The sequence below is a fragment of the Aquabacter sp. L1I39 genome, from assembly GCF_017742835.1.
In the GTDB taxonomy this organism is placed as follows: Bacteria; Pseudomonadota; Alphaproteobacteria; order Rhizobiales; family Xanthobacteraceae; genus L1I39.
On sequence record NZ_CP072392.1, the window covers coordinates 232,884 to 249,368 of the forward strand.

General features: G+C 67.7%; 16 protein-coding genes. 11 read left to right on the top strand and 5 right to left on the bottom strand.

Features of this window, described 5'->3' with window-relative positions; all coding sequences use genetic code 11:
• Genes J5J86_RS01070 through J5J86_RS01080 form a run of 3 tightly spaced genes read left to right on the top strand, consistent with a single transcriptional unit; the run spans window position 1 to window position 2,935 of the window.
• The gene (locus J5J86_RS01070) at window positions 1-1,161 is read left to right on the top strand and encodes an acetyl-CoA C-acetyltransferase (RefSeq protein ID WP_209103070.1); all 1,161 of its coding nucleotides are present in this window, start codon (window positions 1-3) and stop codon (window positions 1,159-1,161) included.
• Window positions 1,161-2,162 carry an NAD(P)H-dependent flavin oxidoreductase gene (locus J5J86_RS01075; protein WP_209103071.1) on the top strand — a complete coding sequence of 334 codons (1,002 nt, stop codon included), beginning with the start codon at window positions 1,161-1,163 and terminating at the stop codon, window positions 2,160-2,162. Before J5J86_RS01070 ends, J5J86_RS01075 begins: the two co-directional genes overlap by 1 nt.
• On the top strand, window positions 2,159-2,935 hold the full coding sequence (locus tag J5J86_RS01080) for an enoyl-CoA hydratase-related protein (protein ID WP_209103072.1): 777 nt from the start codon (window positions 2,159-2,161) through the stop codon (window positions 2,933-2,935). Before J5J86_RS01075 ends, J5J86_RS01080 begins: the two co-directional genes overlap by 4 nt.
• A 3-nt stretch (window positions 2,936-2,938) precedes the next feature.
• Here J5J86_RS01080 and J5J86_RS01085 read toward each other — a convergent pair whose 3' ends face one another.
• Complete coding sequence (locus J5J86_RS01085) at window positions 2,939-3,877, bottom strand: LysR substrate-binding domain-containing protein (protein WP_209103073.1); 939 nt, start codon at window positions 3,875-3,877, stop codon at window positions 2,939-2,941.
• A gap of 112 nt (window positions 3,878-3,989) precedes the next feature.
• Between J5J86_RS01085 and J5J86_RS01090 the strand changes: the two genes are divergently transcribed.
• Genes J5J86_RS01090 through J5J86_RS01110 form a run of 5 tightly spaced genes read left to right on the top strand, consistent with a single transcriptional unit; the run spans window position 3,990 to window position 8,250 of the window.
• Window positions 3,990-4,898: an amino acid ABC transporter substrate-binding protein gene (locus tag J5J86_RS01090; protein WP_209103074.1), complete on the top strand. Its 909-nt coding sequence runs from the start codon at window positions 3,990-3,992 to the stop codon at window positions 4,896-4,898.
• A 45-nt stretch (window positions 4,899-4,943) separates the two neighbouring features.
• Window positions 4,944-5,705: an amino acid ABC transporter permease gene (locus J5J86_RS01095; RefSeq protein WP_209103075.1), complete on the top strand. Its 762-nt coding sequence runs from the start codon at window positions 4,944-4,946 to the stop codon at window positions 5,703-5,705.
• Window positions 5,702-6,394, top strand: coding sequence for an amino acid ABC transporter permease (locus tag J5J86_RS01100; protein ID WP_209103076.1), 693 nt, complete (start codon window positions 5,702-5,704; stop codon window positions 6,392-6,394). The genes J5J86_RS01095 and J5J86_RS01100 overlap by 4 nt, the downstream gene beginning before the upstream one ends.
• Before the next feature lie 23 nt (window positions 6,395-6,417).
• Window positions 6,418-7,152 (top strand): amino acid ABC transporter ATP-binding protein, encoded by a 735-nt coding sequence (locus tag J5J86_RS01105; RefSeq protein ID WP_209105165.1) that lies wholly within the window; start codon window positions 6,418-6,420, stop codon window positions 7,150-7,152.
• A gap of 9 nt (window positions 7,153-7,161) precedes the next feature.
• Window positions 7,162-8,250: a threonine aldolase family protein gene (locus J5J86_RS01110; protein WP_247657868.1), complete on the top strand. Its 1,089-nt coding sequence runs from the start codon at window positions 7,162-7,164 to the stop codon at window positions 8,248-8,250.
• Between the two features lie 21 nt (window positions 8,251-8,271).
• On the opposite strand, the gene J5J86_RS01115 is transcribed toward J5J86_RS01110, so the two are convergent.
• Window positions 8,272-9,294, bottom strand: coding sequence for a Bug family tripartite tricarboxylate transporter substrate binding protein (locus J5J86_RS01115; RefSeq protein WP_247657870.1), 1,023 nt, complete (start codon window positions 9,292-9,294; stop codon window positions 8,272-8,274).
• Window positions 9,295-9,320: 26 nt separating this feature from the next.
• The gene (locus J5J86_RS01120; protein ID WP_209105168.1) at window positions 9,321-10,403 is read right to left on the bottom strand and encodes a 4-oxalomesaconate tautomerase; all 1,083 of its coding nucleotides are present in this window, start codon (window positions 10,401-10,403) and stop codon (window positions 9,321-9,323) included.
• Window positions 10,404-10,515: 112 nt separating this feature from the next.
• Here J5J86_RS01120 and J5J86_RS01125 point away from each other — a divergent pair, with 112 nt between their 5' ends.
• On the top strand, window positions 10,516-11,421 hold the full coding sequence (locus tag J5J86_RS01125) for a LysR family transcriptional regulator (RefSeq protein WP_209103077.1): 906 nt from the start codon (window positions 10,516-10,518) through the stop codon (window positions 11,419-11,421).
• A gap of 18 nt (window positions 11,422-11,439) precedes the next feature.
• Here the strand turns inward: J5J86_RS01125 and J5J86_RS01130 are convergent, their stop codons facing one another.
• Both J5J86_RS01130 and J5J86_RS01135 read right to left on the bottom strand, forming a co-directional pair.
• Complete coding sequence (locus J5J86_RS01130; RefSeq protein WP_209103078.1) at window positions 11,440-12,165, bottom strand: TetR/AcrR family transcriptional regulator; 726 nt, start codon at window positions 12,163-12,165, stop codon at window positions 11,440-11,442.
• A gap of 83 nt (window positions 12,166-12,248) precedes the next feature.
• Window positions 12,249-13,454, bottom strand: coding sequence for a phenylacetate--CoA ligase family protein (locus tag J5J86_RS01135; protein WP_209103079.1), 1,206 nt, complete (start codon window positions 13,452-13,454; stop codon window positions 12,249-12,251).
• A 305-nt stretch (window positions 13,455-13,759) separates the two neighbouring features.
• On the opposite strand from J5J86_RS01135, the gene J5J86_RS01140 reads away from it, so the two are divergent.
• The gene (locus J5J86_RS01140) at window positions 13,760-14,542 is read left to right on the top strand and encodes an ABC transporter ATP-binding protein (protein WP_209103080.1); all 783 of its coding nucleotides are present in this window, start codon (window positions 13,760-13,762) and stop codon (window positions 14,540-14,542) included.
• 23 nt (window positions 14,543-14,565) lie between these two features.
• Window positions 14,566-16,482: an AMP-binding protein gene (locus J5J86_RS01145; protein ID WP_209103081.1), complete on the top strand. Its 1,917-nt coding sequence runs from the start codon at window positions 14,566-14,568 to the stop codon at window positions 16,480-16,482.
• The last annotated feature ends 3 nt before the right edge of the window (window positions 16,483-16,485 follow it).

Genomic DNA, 16,485 nt, shown 5'->3' on the forward strand with positions numbered 1-16,485 from the left:
ATGGCCGAGGCCTATATCGTGGACGCCGTCCGCACCGCCGGGGGGCGGCGCAACGGCAAGCTCGCCGGCTGGCATCCCGCCGACATGGGCGGGGCGGTGCTCGACGCGCTGGTGGCGCGCACCGGCATCGCGCCGGACGCGGTGGAGGACGTGATCGTCGGCTGCGTCACCCAAGGCGGCGAGCAGTCCTTCGCCTTCGGCCGCAACGTGGTGCTCGCCTCCTCTTTGCCGGAGAGTGTGCCGGCGGTGACCATTGACCGCCAGTGCGGCAGCTCCCAGCAGGCGGTGCAGTTCGCCGCCCAGGCGGTCATGTCCGGCACCCAGGACGTGGTGATCGCGGCGGGCGCCGAGAGCATGACCCGCGTGCCCATGTTCGCCTCCGTCTCTCTGTTCGAGAAGGCGGGTGTCGGCACCGGACCTCTCTCTGAAAAGATCCGCGCCCGCTATGGGGTGTCGAGCTTCAGCCAGTTCGAGGGCGCCGAGATGATCGCCCGCAAATATGGCTTCGACCGTGAGACGCTGGACCGCTTCGCCCTGGAAAGCCACCGCCGCGCGGCGCAGGCGACGCAGGCCGGCGCCTTCGTGAAGGAGATCGTGCCGCTCGCCGTGGAGGGCGGCCTCCACACCACCGACGAAGGCATCCGCTATGATGCGACGCTGGAGGGCATCGGCTCGGTCAAGCTGCTGAAGGAGGACGGCGTCCTCTCTGCCGGCAATGCCAGCCAGATGTGCGACGGCGCCTCCGCCGCCCTGGTGGTGAGCGAGCGGGCGCTTAAAGCCCACAACCTCACCCCCATCGCCCGCATCGTGACGCTCGCGGTGACCGCCGGCGACCCTGTCATCATGCTGGAAGAGCCCATCACTGCCACCCGCAAGGCGCTGGCCAAGGCGGGCATGACCCTTGATGACATCGACCTTTACGAGGTGAACGAGGCCTTCGCGCCCATTCCGCTGGCCTGGATGGAGGCGCTGGGTGCCGATCCCGAAAAGCTCAATGTGAATGGCGGCGCCATCGCGCTCGGCCATCCCTTGGGCGCCTCCGGCACCAAGCTGCTGGCCACCCTGGTCCAGGCGCTGAAAGCCCGTGGCAAGCGCTATGGCTTGCAGACCATGTGCGAAGGCGGCGGCATCGCCAATGTCACCATCGTGGAGGCGCTGTGATGGCTCTTTCGACGCGCTTCACGCAGATGACGGGCGTGCGCCATCCGGTCATGCAGGGCGGCATGATGTGGGTGGGACGGGCGGAACTGGCGGCCGCCGTCTCCAATGCGGGCGGGCTCGGCATCCTCACCGCCTTGACCCAGCCCACCCCGGATGATCTGCGTCGCGAGATCGACCGCTGCCGGACCATGACCGAGAAGCCCTTCGGCGTGAACCTCACCATCCTGCCCTCGGTCTCCCCGCCGCCTTATGCGGAATATCGGCGCGCCATCATCGAGAGCGGCATCAAGATCGTGGAGACCGCCGGCCACAAGCCGCAGGAGCATGTGGAGGAGTTCAAGTCCCACGGCATCCTGGTCATCCACAAATGCACCGCCGTCCGCCATGCCCTCTCGGCCCAGCGCATGGGCGTGGATATCCTCTCCATCGACGGCTTCGAGTGCGCGGGCCATCCGGGCGAGGATGACATTCCCGGCCTCATCCTCATCCCGGCGGCGGCGGACAAGGTGTCCATCCCCATCATCGCCAGCGGCGGCTTCGCTGATGGGCGGGGGCTCGTGGCGGCGCTGGCGCTGGGGGCCGAGGGCATCAATATGGGCACGCGCTTCTGCGCCACCGTGGAAGCGCCCATCCATGACAAGGTGAAGGAATTCCTGGTGGCCAATGACGAACGGGCCACCAATCTCATCTTCCGCCGCTTCCACAATACCGGGCGGGTGGCGAAGACGTCCGTGTCCGACGAGGTGGTGGCGCGCTCCCTGAAGCCCGATGCCACCTTCGAGGACATCCGCCCGCTGGTGTCCGGCGCCAAGGGGCGCGTGGCGCTGGAGACCGGGGACCTGGACGCCGGCCTCGTCTGGGCGGGGCAGGTGCAGGGGCTCATTCACGACATTCCCACTTGCGCGGAGCTGGTGGGCCGCATCGTTGCGGAAGCGGAAGCCATCATCGATAGCCGTCTCGCCGGCCTGGTGCGGACCGGCGTGCGGGAGCAGGCGGCGTGACATTCCAATACATCACTGTCGCGCGCGAGGGCGCGCTCACCCTCGTCACCATCAACCGGCCCGAGGCCTATAATGCGCTGAACGCGCAGGCCCATGAGGAACTGGCCGAGGCCTTCGACGCCTTCGCGGCGGATGACAGCCAGTGGGTCGCCATCCTCACCGGCGCGGGCGGCAAGGCCTTCTGTGCCGGCCATGACCTGAAGCAGCAGGCGTCCGGCGGCGGGCTCGTCACCCCGCCTTCGGGCTTTGGCGGGCTCACCGCGCGGTTCGATCTCGCCAAGCCGCTCATTGCCGCCGTGGATGGCGTGGCCATGGGCGGCGGCTTCGAGCTGGCGCTTGCCTGCGACATCATCCTGGCGACGCAAAAGTCCGTCTTCGCCCTGCCGGAGCCCAAGGTGGGCCTGGCGGCGCTGGCCGGCGGCATCCAGCGCCTGCCGCGCGAGATCGGCCTCAAGCGTGCCATGGGCATGATGCTCACCGGCCGCCGGGTGGCGGCGCAGGAGGGTTACGCGCTGGGCTTCGTGACTGAAGTGGTGGAAGGCGACATTCTCGATGCCGCCCGCCGCTGGGCCGCGGACATCCTCGCCGCCAGCCCCATGTCGGTGCGCGCCACCAAGGAAGCGGCTTTGCGCGGCCTTGATACGCCGCTGGCACAGGCGCTGACCGAGGAATGGGACTATCCCGCCATGAAGGCCATGCTGGCCTCGCAAGACGCGGTGGAGGGCCCCGCCGCCTTCGCGGAAAAGCGCGCCCCCATGTGGAAGGGGCGCTGACAGTCACAAAGGAACTGGTGGCACATTCCCCATGGCCGCCAGCTCCGCCTGCACCTGCCGGCGCGCATAGGCGCTGAACTCGCTCACCAGACGGGTGCGGGCCACATAAGGCGGGAAGATCAGCGCCACCGTGGTGGGGATGTCCGGCGTGAAGGGGCGGATCTCCAGCCCCGCCGCCGCCCGCTCCTCATGGGCGGCGAGCGGATTGACGAGGCTCACCCCCAGCCCCGCCCCCACCAGGGTGCAGACCGAGGCGCCGAGATCCGTCTCCGCCACGATGCGCCGCCGCACCCCCGCCGCCGTGAACACCTGGTCGATGCGCTCCGCCAATTGCCCTCCGCCCGGGGAGGCGATGAAGGCGTGGTCGGCGAAATCCTCCGGGGTCAGGCTGTCGCGCGCGGCGAGCGGGTGGCCCTTGGGCAGCACGGCCACGCACTGGCCGGTATGAAGCGGCTCCACCTCCACCCCATAGGTCTCCTGGTAGAGCATGGCGAGGCCCATGTCGCAGAGACCCGAGCTGATCCATTCATGCACCGTATTGGCGGTGCCCGAGCGGATGGAGACCATGACTTCGGGATAATCCACCATGAAGCGCGCGGTGATGCGGGTGAGAAGCCCGCCGGCGAGGCGCGGCATGGCGGTGACGCGCAGGCGGTCGGCGCGGAAGGAGCGGATGCCGTGGGCGGCGGCTTCCAGCGAGCTCAAGCCTGTAAACGCCTTCTCCACCTCCTGAAAGAAGCGCGTGCCCTCATTGGTGGGAAAGACGCGGCTGCCGGTGCGGTCGAACAGGGCGAACTTCGTGATCTGCTCCAATTGCGCGATCAGGCGGCTGATCTGGGGCTGGGAGGTGTTGAGGCGGCGCGCGGCTTCCGTCATGGAGCCGGTCTGCACCACCGCCCGGAAGGCCTCGATGTGCTGAAGGCCCATGCGCCGCTGTACCATATCAGATCCGTATGAGAGGGGGCATAATTAGAATTATGCATCATGAAGCCGGCTTGCCATAGTCGGGACGCTGAAAGAGCGAGCGGCATGGCCAACTCGCCCAGTGGGGAACATGATGAAAGCTCTTTGCGGGATCGCCGTCGCCTTGTCGTTCACGCTGGCCGCCGGTGCGGCGCAGGCTCAGAGCCGCGTGGACACCATCCGCCAGACCGGCTCCATCACCCTCGGACATCCCGAGACCTCGGTGCCCTTCGCCTATCTGGACGGCAACCAGAAGCCGGTGGGCTACACCGTGGAGATCTGTGAGAAGATCGCCGGCGAGATCAAGGCGGCCCTCGGCCTGCCCAAGCTCGACATCCGCTACAACCCCACCACCTCGGCCACCCGCATCCCGCTGCTCGCCAATGGCACCATCGACCTGGAGTGCGGCAACACCACCAACAATGTGGAGCGCCACAAGCTGGTGGCCTTCGCGCCCACCACGTTCGTGGCGCAGGTGGTGCTGATGGCCCGCAAGGATGGCGGCGTGGATGTGAACGATCCCGCCTCCTTCCGCGGCAAGACCATCGCCGCCCAGGCCGGCGGGCAGACCTTCAAGGTCATTTCCCAGATCAATGCCAAGAACAATCTGGGCATCACGGTCGCCGGCGCCAAGGACACCGCCGAGGCCTTTTTGATGGTGGAGACGGGCCGCGCCGCCGGCACCGCCAATGATGATGGCCTCGCCTATGGCCAGGTGGCCTCCTCCAAGGACCCCTCCGCCTTCATCATCGGCACCAAGAGCCTGGAGATCGCGCCCTACGGCATCATGGAGCCCAAGGACGACCCGGAGTTCAAGAAGTTGGTGGACGCCGCCGTCCTCAAGCTCATCAAGGACGGCACGGTGGCTGCCCTCTATGACAAGTATTTCAACGCGCCCATCCCGCCGCGCGGCATCAACCTGAAATATCCCATGAGCCCCGCCCTGAAGAAGGCGCTGGCCAACCCCACCGATTCCGGCGATCCGGCCGACTATCAGTGAGCCTGGCCGCGTCTGCGCGGCCACGGCCTTCGGCGGGACCGGCCCATGAAATATGATTGGAGCTGGAGCGTCTTCCTCGACACCTCGTCGGACGGCGTTCACAGCTATCTCCACAATCTCGGCCTCGGCGCCCTCTGGACGCTGGGCCTGTCCGGCACCACGGCGGTCTGCGCCCTGGTGCTCGGGGCCCTGATCGGCGTGCTGCGCACCGCCCGGTCGCCCGCGCTCAATGCCATCGGCACGGTCTATGTGGAGGTGTTCCGCAACATCCCGCTGCTGGTGCAGATGTTCCTCTGGTATTTCGTGCTGCCGGAGGTTCTGCCCAAGAGCCTCGGCCAGGCCATCAAGGGCATGCCGGCGCCCTGGAATGCGTTCGTGCCCGCGCTCCTGTGCCTCATCTTCTACGCCACCGCCCGCATCGGCGAGCAGATGCGCTCGGGCATCCAGTCGCTGCCCAAGGGCCAGTATCAGGCGGCCCTCGCCTTGGGTCTGACGCCTGCCCAGGCCTATCGGCGCGTGGTGCTCCCGGAAGCCTTCCGCATCATGATCCCGCCGCTCACCTCCGAATTCATGGGCATCGTGAAATATTCCTCGGTGGCCATGACCATCGGCCTGCTGGAACTCACCGGCCAGGCGCGGGCCATGCAGGAATTCTCCTTCCACATCTTCGAGGCGTTCAGCGCGGCGACCCTCGGCTATCTCCTCATCAACGGCACGCTTGTGCTGGCCATGCGCGCTCTGGAGCGTCGGCTCGCCGTGCCCGGCCTCATCGGGGCAGGAAGCGCCGGAAAGGGAGGGCCCTCATGACCGGCGCCTTCGATTTCTCGGTCATCCTCAATGCGCTGCCCTATCTCATCTTCGACGGGCTCGGCCTGACGCTGGCGCTGACCTTCTTTGCCGGCCTCATGGGCCTTGCGCTCGGCATCGTCCTGGCGGTGCTGCGGCTCTCCCCCTGGCGGGTGCTCTCGGTGCCGGCGGGGGTCTATGTGAACCTCATGCGGTCCGTGCCGCTGGTGCTCATCATCTTCTGGTTCTACTTCCTGGTGCCCTATATCGGCGCCTGGATCGTGGGCTCGCCCCGTCCCATCCAGGTGGGGGCCTTCCGCTCCGCCCTGGTGAGCTTCACCTTGTTCGAGGCGGCCTATTTCTGCGAGATCATCCGCAGCGGCATCCAGTCCATCCGCCGCGGCCAGGTGGCGGCGGGCCTCGCGCTCGGGCTCAACCGGCGGCAGACCTTCCTGAAGGTGGTGCTGCCGCAGGCGCTGCGGAACATGACGCCCTCGCTGCTCACGCGTCTCATCGTCCTCTTCCAGGACACCTCGCTCGTCTATGTGGTGGCGTTGACGGACTTTCTCGGCGCGGCGTCGAAAGTGGGCGCGCGGGATGGCCGGCTCACGGAATTGTACGTGTTCGTGGCCCTCGTCTACCTCGTCCTCTGCTTTGGCGCCTCCCGCCTCGTGAAACGCCTGGAAGCGCGCTGGAAACTGGCCCGATGACCGCTCCCTCCCCAACTCCCCCGATGATCGAGATCCGCAATGTGAGCAAATGGTACGGCACCATGCAGGTGCTGAACCAGTGCACCACCCATGTGGCCAAGGGCGAGGTGGTGGTGGTGTGCGGGCCGTCCGGCTCGGGCAAGTCCACCCTCATCAAGACCGTGAACGCGCTGGAGGATTTCCAGGAGGGCGAGATCATCGTCAATGGCGTCTCGGTGGGCGACCGGCGCACCAATCTGCCGCGCCTGCGCGCCACCACGGGCATGGTGTTCCAGCATTTCGAGCTGTTCCCCCATCTCAGTGTCATCGACAATCTCTGCCTCGCCCAGACCCAGGTGCTGAAGCGCAGCCGGGCGGAGGCGCGGGCGCGCGGCCTCAGCCTGTTGGAGCGGGTGGGGCTCGCGGGGCATGCGGAGGCGTTTCCCGGCACGCTCTCCGGTGGCCAGCAGCAGCGCGTCGCCATCGCCCGCGCCTTGTGCATGGACCCCTCCGCCATGCTGTTCGACGAGCCCACCTCGGCCCTCGACCCGGAAATGGTCACCGAAGTGCTGGACGTGATGACCGATCTGGCCCGCGAGGGCATGACCATGATGGTGGTCACCCACGAAATGGGCTTCGCCAAGCATGTGGCGGACCGGGTGATCTTCATGGATGCGGGCCGCATCCTGGAGGACTGCCCCAAGGCTGAGTTCTTCGACCATGTGGATGCTCGCCACGCGCGCGCCCGCCTGTTCCTCTCCAAGATCCTGAAGCAATAGAGGCCAAAGATGCCGGTCCAAGGCGCCACCGCGACGATGGCCACTCACCCCGACGCTCTGACGCCGGTCGATCTGCGCAGCGACACCGTCACCCGCCCGACCGCCGCCATGTATGAGCGCATGACGAGCGCGGTGATCGGCGATGACGGGCTCGACGGCGACCCCACCGCCCGCGAGCTGGAGGCGGAGACGGCGCAGGTGCTGGGCAAGGAAGCCGGCCTGTTCGTGCCGAGCTGCACCATGGCCAACCTCATCGCCATCCTCGCCCAGTCCCAGCGCAGCGAGCAGGTGGTGCTGGAGGCGGGCGCCCACATCTACAATTCAGAGCGGGGCTCGGGCACCTTTACCGGCCTCTTCTATCTGCCCGTGCCGGGCACGACGGGGGCTATGGATCTCGACGTGCTGGAAGACGTTCTGAACCCCACCGGGCACCGCCTCAAGACAGCGCTGGTGGGCGTGGAGACCTCCCACAACAATGCGGGTGGCGCCGTGCTGCCGCTCGACCATATGGCAGCGGTGTATGAGATGGCGCACCGGCGCGGGGCGCGGGTGCATATTGATGGCGCGCGGCTCTTCAATGCGGCGGTCTATCTGGGCGTTGCGCCGGACGAGGTGGCGCGCGCGTCCGACACGGTTTCGCTGTGCCTTTCCAAGGGCCTGAGCGCGCCGGTGGGGGCGGTGCTCGCCGGTCCCAAGGCGACCATCGAGAAGGGGCGGACCTTGCGGCGCATGCTGGGCGGCGCGCAGAGGCAGGTGGGAATCATGGCGGCGGCGGGCCTGGAAGGGGTGCGCACCATGGGGCCGCGCCTCGCCGAGGATCACCGCCGCGCCCGCCGTTTCGCGGAGGGGGTGAACGGCCTCGGGCTGCCGCTTTCCGCGACGGAGCCGCAAACCAATATCGTGCAGGTGGACGTCTCCCGCACGGGCCGCGACAGCGGCGCGTGGGTGGACCTTCTGGAGGCGGCGGGCCTGCTCGCCCGCCCCTGGGGTCGGCAGCGCCTGCGCTGTGTCACCCACCGCCACATTGACGACGCCGCGATCGAACGGGCGATCGCGGCTTTCAAGACGGTGATGGAAGGGCAGCCCGCGCCGGTGTGAGGCGCGGGCCGGCTCGCCCCCTCAGTCGATGGCGATGTTCGCCTTCTTGATGACGGCGGCCCAGCGGCTGGATTCGCCCTTCATCATGTCCAGGAACTCGGCTGGCGTATCGCCGATGGGCTTGGCGCCCTCATTCTCCAGGCGCTCGCGCACCAGACCCGACATGATGGTGTCCACGGTCGCCGCGCGCAGCGTGTCGATGATCGCCTGGGGGGTGCCCTTGGGCGCAACGAAGCCGTACCAGGCGGTGGATTCATAAGAGGGCCAGCCGCTTTCGGCCACGGACGGCACATTGGGGAACTTGGCGATGCGGTCGCGGGAGGTCACCGCCAGCACTTTCACATCACCCCGCTGCGCCAGGCCCAGAACGGACGGCACGGTGGTGGCCATGAAGTCCAGCCGGGCGCCGAGCAGGTCGTTGAGGGCGGGGCCGGCGCCCTTATAGGGCACGTGCACGGCCTGGAAGTTGGTCACCTGCGCCAGCAGCACGGCGGCCAGATGGCTGGCCGAGCCGTTGCCGGCGGAGCCATAGGTGAGCTTGTCCGGGAATTTCTGCCCGTAGGTCACCAGGTCCTGAATGGTGTTGAAGGGCGAAGACTTGGGCACCACCACCAGCAGCGGGGCGGCGGTGATGAGCGTGATGGGCGCGAAGGCCTTGAGCGGGTCGATCTTCACGTTGCGGAACAGATGCGGGTTCACCACCATGGGGCCCTGGTTGGCCATCAGGATCGTGTAGCCGTCCGGTTCCGCATTGGCGACCTGCTGGGTGGCCACGTTGCCGCCGGCCGAGCCGTTATTGTCCACCACCACGGCCTGCTTGAGCCGCTCCGACACACCCTGCGCCACGATGCGGGCGATGCCGTCCGTGCCGCCGCCGGCGGCATAGGGCACCAGCAGGCGGATGGGGCGGGTGGGATAGGCCGCATCGGCGGCCATGGCGAAGCGGGGGCTGGCCACCAGCGAGGCGGCGGCCGCGCCGAGCAAGCCACGGCACAAGGTGCGCCGGGTGAGCGGCAGGTGGAGGGGCGCGCGATTATTGTTCATGGACGTTTCCTTCAGATATTTGTCGTTCAAGCGGCGAAGGCGGGCAAGGGCACGATCACGTTGCCCTCGAAGAGGCGGCGGGCGGTGCGCACGAGGCTGGCGGCGGCAAGCTGGCCGGAGGCGTCGCGCTCCAGGCCCACCTGCGTGCGGCCGCCGGGATGTTCCAGGGCGAACGTGTTGGGTCGCGCGGCGTCGGGCACGGCCAGGTCCGCCGCGACGCTGCCCTTCAGGAGGCTGGCGGCGGCGATGCACAGCGCGCCGGTGACGGCGTGTCCGCGATGGCAGCGGCGGGAATTGGCGAAATAGCGCGAGGTCAGCGTACCGCCCGCGCGCGGGGCCGAGAGCAGCGCCAGCTTCGGCACCACGATCTGCGACACGTCCCCAAGGCCCATGCGCCGGCCGGCCTCCAGGCGGAGGATTTCGAGCCGCGCCAGCAGATCCGCGTCGGCCTCCAGCGCCTCGGGCGTCTCGGTGCCGGCAAGGCCCACCGAGGCCGCATGGATGAGCACCATGGGGACCGCATAGTCCACCAGCGAGACCGGAACGCCCTCGATCTCCTCCCGCACCTTCCCGGTGGGCAGGAGCGCGCCGGTCTTGCTGCCCATGGCATCGCGGAAGATCAGGCGGATGGGCGCGGCGGTGCCGGAAACGCCATCAATGGTGGTCTGGCCGGCATAGTCGACGCACCCGCCGGGCGTCTGCACCACCGCTTCCACCAGCACGCCGGTGTTGCGGTTGAAGATGCGGACCTTGGTTTCCCCCGGCTGCGCCTCCACCAGCCCCGCCTCAATGGCGAAGGGGCCGACGGCGGAGAGCATGTTGCCGCAATTGGGGCTGAAATCCACGAAGGCGCGGTCGATGGAGACCTGCGCGAACAAATACTCCACGTCGACGCCGGGTCGCGTGGAGGCCCCGACGATCGCCACCTTGCTGGTCAGCGGATTGCCGCCGCCAATGCCGTCCACCTGGAGATTATGGGGCGAGCCCATGGCCGCCAGCAGGAAATGGGACAGCTCAGCCTGCTCGCGCGGCAGGTCGCTCTCCAGGAAGAATGGCCCGCGGGAGGTGCCGCCGCGCATCAGCACGCAGGGCACTTTCTCGAATTTCATCAGGGATTTGCGGGAGAGGTCGTTCACGGCGACACCACGTTCTTGATGTGGGTGCACCTTGTCTCGCGGCCGCTTTCATGTGAAATGCAATTATCACGATGAATGATGCGCTATGAACATCAATTACGAAGCCCTCGATTTGCGCGCCTTTGCGGCGGTGGTGGATCTCGGCGGCTTTCACCGCGCGGCGGAAGCCCTCAACATGTCCCAGTCGGCGCTGAGCCGGCGCATCCAGCGCCTGGAGGCAGCCATCGGCGCAGCCCTCCTGGAGCGCACCACGCGGCGGGTGGCGCTCACCCCGGTGGGGCGGGAATTGTTGCCCTTGGTGCGGCGCATGCTGGAGGAGTTCGACACCTCCCTCTTCGCCATGCGCGAGGTGGGGCGCAGGCGGGTGGGCCAGATCTCGCTGGCCTGCATTCCCACCGCCACCTTCTACTTCCTGCCGGCGGTCATCGCCCGCTTCAATGCCGACTATCCCAACATCCGCTTCCGCATCCTGGACATTCCCGCCAGCGAGGGCCTCGCCAGCGTGGCGCGCGGGGAAGTGGAGTTCGGCATCAATCTCATGGGCGGGTCGGACCCGGATTTGCTGTTCGATCCGCTGCTGGAGGACCCGTTCGTGCTGGCCTGCCGGCGAGACCATCCCCTCGCATCGCGCGATGACCTCGCCTGGAGCGACCTGGAGGGCCACGCGCTCATCGCGGTGAGCCGCGCCAGCGGCAACCGCATCCTTTTGGATGCGGCGCTGGTGAAGGCGAAGGTGCAGCTTTCCTGGTCCTATGAGGTGACGCACCTCACCACGTCGCTGGGCCTGGTGGAGGCGGGCCTCGGTGTCTCCGTCCTGCCGCGCCTCGCCACCCCGCAGGGCGAGCATCCCCTCATCGTGACCAAGCCCATCCGCGATCCGGAAGTCTCCCGTACCATCGGCATCGTCCGCCGCCGCACGGGCAGCCTGGCGCCGGCCGCTCAGCAATTCCTGGACATGCTGCTGGGCACTTGGCGCTCGCAGGAAAAATAGGCAGGGCGCGGAGAGGCCTCAGGCCTTTCGCTCGCCTGCCAGCCGTTCCAGGCGCTCGGCCACCTGTTCCAGGCGCCGGGTGGCGGCATCCACGCGGCCGGAGGGTTCCTCCACCGAGACGGCAAGGGCCCGGCACACGATGTTGGTGAGGTCGTCCGCCAGGGCCACCGGGTCGAAATCGCCCTCATTGCGCAGGAAGGCCCAGGTGCGGTGCTCGACGCCGCCGAAGATCAGGTCGCGCACGAGGCTGGGCGAGACATCGGCGCGAAACTCGCCCGCCGCCACCCCCGCCCGCACGATGTCGATGATGCGGTGGGTGTAGGACTGGTTGAGCTGGAAGACCCGGCTTTCCCGATAGTTTGGCTCGGAGCGCAGCTTCTGGAACACGAGGCGGCTCAAGGCGGGCTCGCGGCGGATGGAGTAGAGGTGCTGGAGCACAACGAAGCGGATTTGGTTCCAGGTGCCGCGCACCGCCGCGAACTGGGTGCGGTCTTCCTCCAGCATTTCCTCGTACCAGCTCTCCACCACCTTCACGAGCAGGTCGCGCTTGTTGGTGAAGAAGCGGTAGATGCTGCCCTCCACCACGCCGGCCCGTTCCGCGATCTCGGAGATGAGCGCGTCGTCATAGCCGCGCTCGGTGAAGACTTGGCGGGCCGCCATCATGATGTCGGAGATGCGTTTTTCCGCCGGCAGCCGATTGGCGTGGCGCCGCGTCCGCGTCTTTTCCTGCGCCACCTTCCCCATTGCGTGTCCTTCCCCCCCTTTGCCGCGCCGGCTGTTGGGCCGCACTTCATAGGCGAGCGGCCGGCAAAGGCCAACCACCCGCCTCAGTCATAGCGCCGGGCATCGACGATGGGCTTCCCATCCGTCGGCAAGGTGCCTTGCGGCATCAGGCGCACGGTTCCGCCGAGGCGGGTGACGGCGCGGAGCGTCGCGGCAAGCCGGGTTGCCAGGTCAGCGCCCGCGTCTTGGTCCACCTCCGCCTCCAGCGTTAGCACGTCCCGCTCGTCGGCCCGCGAGACGACGAAGCGCAGGCGCCCCACCTCCGGGTGCGCCTGCCCGATCTCCCGCACCTGGGCGGGATGCACGAACATGCCCTTCACCTTCACCGTGTCGTCCACCCGCCCGAGCCACCCCTTCAGGCGCGGGGCGGTGCGGGGGCTGCCGGCGGGGGGCGGGGCCAGGGCGGAAAGGTCGCCGGTGGCGAAGCGGATAAGCGGATAGAGGGGATCGGGCCGGCTCACCACCAGTTCCCCGGCGGTGCCGTCTTCGCAGGGTAAGCCTGTCGCCGGGTCGACGATTTCCACCAGCAGGTCCTCGTTCACCACGAAGCCAGAGCCCTCCGCGCTCTCATAACCGACGATGCCCAGCTCCGCCGTGCCGTAAAGCTCGAACAGGGCGACGCCCCGATCCCGGAACGCCGCGCGCAGCGAGGCGGGAACCGCTGCGCCCGACACGACCGCACGGGTGATGGGGAAGGGGAGGCCGGCGGCATCGGCGGCGCGGGCGATGATGTTGAGATGATCGGCCGTGCCCGCATAAGCTTCGGGGCGATAACGGGCGAGCACCTGGAGCATCTGCTCGGTGCCGGCCCCGCCGGCGGGGATGACGGCGCAGCCGAGCGCCCGGGCGGCTTCGTCCATGAGAAAGCCGCCGGGGGTGAGGTGATAATTGAACGTGTTCAGGACGATCTGCCCGGCGCGGAAGCCTGCCGCATGCAAGGCCCGGGCGGCATTGGAGCCGTCGGGCGCGGGGAGTTGCGGTTCGCAGATAGGCCCTGGGGACAGGAACAACCGGGCAAACCGCCCCGGCTCCTGGTGCACGAGGTCGCCGAAGGGCGGCAGGGCGGCCTGAAGGGCCGGCAGGTCGGACTTGCGCAGCAGGGGCAGGGCACGCAAGGCGACCATGTCGAACCCCGCCCGCTCCGTCTCGGTGAGCTTCAGAACAGCGGCGATGCGTGCCAGGAGGGCCGCCTGGCGGCGCGCCTCGGGCACCCCGTCGCGGGCGTCATAGAGCGCATCCTCGTGTCTCATCTCCCCCTCCCTGTTGCACCGCTTTCGGGTTCTTCGCAGGTGCGTTCATGAAGTTCATTCATTTTCTGATGACTGAGGAAAATAGCGCATAAGAAGGAGATGCGACAGGCTTTCTGCGCGCCATCTGGCTCGCTTGACACGCTATAATGAATTATGTTCAATAACCGCAAAAGACGGACAAAAGCCGTCAGCAGACCCCTTGCCACAGCGGTCTGCAACAGTGGGGAGGGTTTGCCTTGACGTCTGTCAGCGCGCCATCGGTGCGTCCTGCGCCGCCTCAACGTGATGGCGCTCCGGACATCGTCTTGTCCTGCCGCGGCATTGAGCGCTCCTTTGGAGGTCTCAGGGCGCTGAAGGGCGTCGACCTTGAGGTGCGGCGCGGCCAAATCTTCGGTCTCGTGGGGCCGAACGGGTCCGGCAAGACCACCATGGTCAATGTGATGACCGGCTTCTACCCGCCCAATGGCGGGCGGGTGGAACTGTTCGGCGCCGACATCACAGGTGTTGCGCCCCACAAGGTGGCCCGGCGCGGAGTGGCCCGCACCTTCCAGAATCTCGCACTCTTCAAGGGTATGAGCGTGCTGGACAACATCCTGCTGGGGCGCCACGTGCACATGCGCCCGAGCGCGCTCGCCACCTTTTTCTACTGGGCCTGGGCCGAGCGCGAGGAACTGGCGCACCGCCGGATGGTGGAAGAAATCATCGACTTCATGCAGCTCCAGGACATTCGCGACGAGCCGGTGGAGGTGATCCCCATGGGCCTCCAGAAGCGGGTGGAGCTGGCCCGCGCGCTGGTGGCCGAGCCGCGCTTCCTCATCCTGGACGAGCCCATGGCCGGCATGAACCAGGAAGAGAAGGAATATATCGCCCGCTTCATCCTGGATGCCCGCGACGAGCGCGACGTCACCATCTTCATCATCGAGCACCACATGGACGTGGTAACCGCCATCTGCGACGAGGTGGTGGTGCTCTGCTATGGCGAGGTGATTGCGCGGGGCGAGCCCAATGCGGCCATTTCCCAGCCCCAGGTGGTGAAGGCCTATCTGGGTGAGCGCGCCGCCGCGCGCCATGCGGGGGTGGCGGCGTGAGCGCCGGGATCGAGGCCACGCGGATGGCCCAATGGCCCCGCACCGCGGACGGAAACCCGGCGACGCTGGTGGCCGCCGTGGCCCGCAACGCCGCTGAGGAGCCCCGCCGCATCGGCTTTCGCGAGCGCGACTTCGGCGTCTGGCAGGAATGGAGTTGGGAGCGGGCGCTTGGCGAGATCCTCGCCTTGGCGGCGGGCCTGGAAGAGCTGGGCCTTGGGCCGGGCGATGCCTTCACCGTGGTGGGCGACAATCGGGTGCGGCTCTATTTCGCCATGGTGGCCGCCAACATGCTGTGCGCCTTTCCAGCCCCCGTCTTTCCCGATGTGCCTGTGGACGAATTCCCCACCTATATGCGCTTCGGCGCGCCCCGCCTGGCGCTCGCCGAAGACCAGGAGCAGGTGGACAAGCTGATCGAGGTGCGCGCCCGCACCGGCCGGCCGGAACGCATCATCTATGATGACCGGCGCGGCATCTCCGCCTATCAGGCCGAGGGCATCGTCTCCCTCGACGACGTGATCGCCCAAGGCCGCGCCCGGCTCGCGCGCGAGCCGGGCCTGAAGGGGGACCTCATCTGCCGCGCCGGGCCGGACGACATCACCGTGCTCCTCCATTCCTCCGGCACCACCGGGGCGCCCAAGGGCATTCCGCTGCGCCACCGCAACATCGTGTCGGGGGTGGCGAGCGCGCAGGCGGGCGGCTATTTCCGTCGCCACGAGCAATTGTTCGCGTATCTGCCCACCGCCTGGGTGGGAGACTTCGTCTTCACGGTGGGCGCGGGCCTCCTGCTGCAGGCCACCATCAATGTGCCGGAGCGCCAGGAAACCGCCCTCCACGATCTGCGCGAAGTGGCGCCCACCTTCTATCTCGCGGCGCCCCGCGCGTGGGACAACATGCTCACCCGGGTGCAAGTGGGCATGGCCGATTCCACGCCCCTCAAGCGGCGCCTGTTCAACCATTTCATGCCCCGCGCCATTGCCGCCGAGCGCAAGCGCATGGCGGGCGAGGCGCTCACCCTCGGTGAGCGGATCACCGCGCGCATCGGCGAGTTCGTCATCTATGGCCCCATCAAGGATTATCTCGGCCTCTCGCGGGCCGAGCGTGCCTTTACCGGCGGCGAAGCCATGGGGGATGAGACCTTCCTCTTCTTCCGGGCATTGGGCATCAAGCTGAAGCAGTTCTACGGCCAGACCGAGACCTGCGCCCTTTCCGCCGCGCAGGGCGAGGGCAATGTGAGCGGCCACACCGTGGGGCCCGCCTTGCCGGGCGTCGAGGTGAAGATCGACGAGACGGGCGAGATCCTCATCCGCTCCGGCTCCGTCTTCGACGGCTATCTGGACGATCCCGCCGCCACGCAGAAGGCGCTGTGCGAGGGCTGGCTGCGCACGGGCGATGCGGGCTATCTGGAGACGGATGGCAGCCTCGTTGTACTCGGCCGCGTGAGCGAAGTGGTGCGCACCGCTGCGGGTGAGCGCTTCATCCCCAACTTCATCGAGAACCGGCTCAAATTCTCGTCTTTCCTGCGCAATGTGGCGGTCTTCGGCGCCGGGCGGGCGGACCTGACCGCCATCATCTGCATCGATTATGACGCGGTGGGCCACTGGGCCGAACAGCGAGCCATCTCCTATGCCTCCTATGCGGAGCTGTCCCAGAAGGAGGAGGTCTACAAGCTCGTGGCCGGGATCGTCGCCGGGGTGAACGCCACCCAGCCGGAGGCCCTACGGATCCGCAGGTTCGTCAATCTGCACAAGGATTTCGATGCCGATGACGGCGAGGTCACGCGCACCCGCAAGCTGCGGCGCAACGTGATCGAGGCCAATTATGCCGTGCTCGCCGACGCGCTCTATGACGGGTCGGAGCGCGTCGCCTTCGATGCCGCGGTTTCCTATGACGGCGGCCGGCGCGGGACGCTGCGGCGCGACCTGCGCATCTGGAAGGTCTGAGCC

What these genes read in the sequence shown, in the direction of transcription:
- J5J86_RS01070 (WP_209103070.1), top strand. Translation starts at nt 1, where the DNA reads ATGGCCGAGGCCTATATCGTGGACGCCGTCCGCACCGCCGGGGGGCGG.
- J5J86_RS01075 (WP_209103071.1), top strand. Translation starts at nt 1,161, where the DNA reads ATGGCTCTTTCGACGCGCTTCACGCAGATGACGGGCGTGCGCCATCCG.
- J5J86_RS01085 (WP_209103073.1), bottom strand. Translation starts at nt 3,877, where the DNA reads ATGGTACAGCGGCGCATGGGCCTTCAGCACATCGAGGCCTTCCGGGCG.
- J5J86_RS01090 (WP_209103074.1), top strand. Translation starts at nt 3,990, where the DNA reads ATGATGAAAGCTCTTTGCGGGATCGCCGTCGCCTTGTCGTTCACGCTG.
- J5J86_RS01095 (WP_209103075.1), top strand. Translation starts at nt 4,944, where the DNA reads ATGAAATATGATTGGAGCTGGAGCGTCTTCCTCGACACCTCGTCGGAC.
- J5J86_RS01100 (WP_209103076.1), top strand. Translation starts at nt 5,702, where the DNA reads ATGACCGGCGCCTTCGATTTCTCGGTCATCCTCAATGCGCTGCCCTAT.
- J5J86_RS01105 (WP_209105165.1), top strand. Translation starts at nt 6,418, where the DNA reads ATGATCGAGATCCGCAATGTGAGCAAATGGTACGGCACCATGCAGGTG.
- J5J86_RS01110 (WP_247657868.1), top strand. Translation starts at nt 7,162, where the DNA reads ATGCCGGTCCAAGGCGCCACCGCGACGATGGCCACTCACCCCGACGCT.
- J5J86_RS01115 (WP_247657870.1), bottom strand. Translation starts at nt 9,294, where the DNA reads ATGAACAATAATCGCGCGCCCCTCCACCTGCCGCTCACCCGGCGCACC.
- J5J86_RS01120 (WP_209105168.1), bottom strand. Translation starts at nt 10,403, where the DNA reads ATGAAATTCGAGAAAGTGCCCTGCGTGCTGATGCGCGGCGGCACCTCC.
- J5J86_RS01125 (WP_209103077.1), top strand. Translation starts at nt 10,516, where the DNA reads ATGAACATCAATTACGAAGCCCTCGATTTGCGCGCCTTTGCGGCGGTG.
- J5J86_RS01130 (WP_209103078.1), bottom strand. Translation starts at nt 12,165, where the DNA reads ATGGGGAAGGTGGCGCAGGAAAAGACGCGGACGCGGCGCCACGCCAAT.
- J5J86_RS01135 (WP_209103079.1), bottom strand. Translation starts at nt 13,454, where the DNA reads ATGAGACACGAGGATGCGCTCTATGACGCCCGCGACGGGGTGCCCGAG.
- J5J86_RS01145 (WP_209103081.1), top strand. Translation starts at nt 14,566, where the DNA reads ATGGCCCAATGGCCCCGCACCGCGGACGGAAACCCGGCGACGCTGGTG.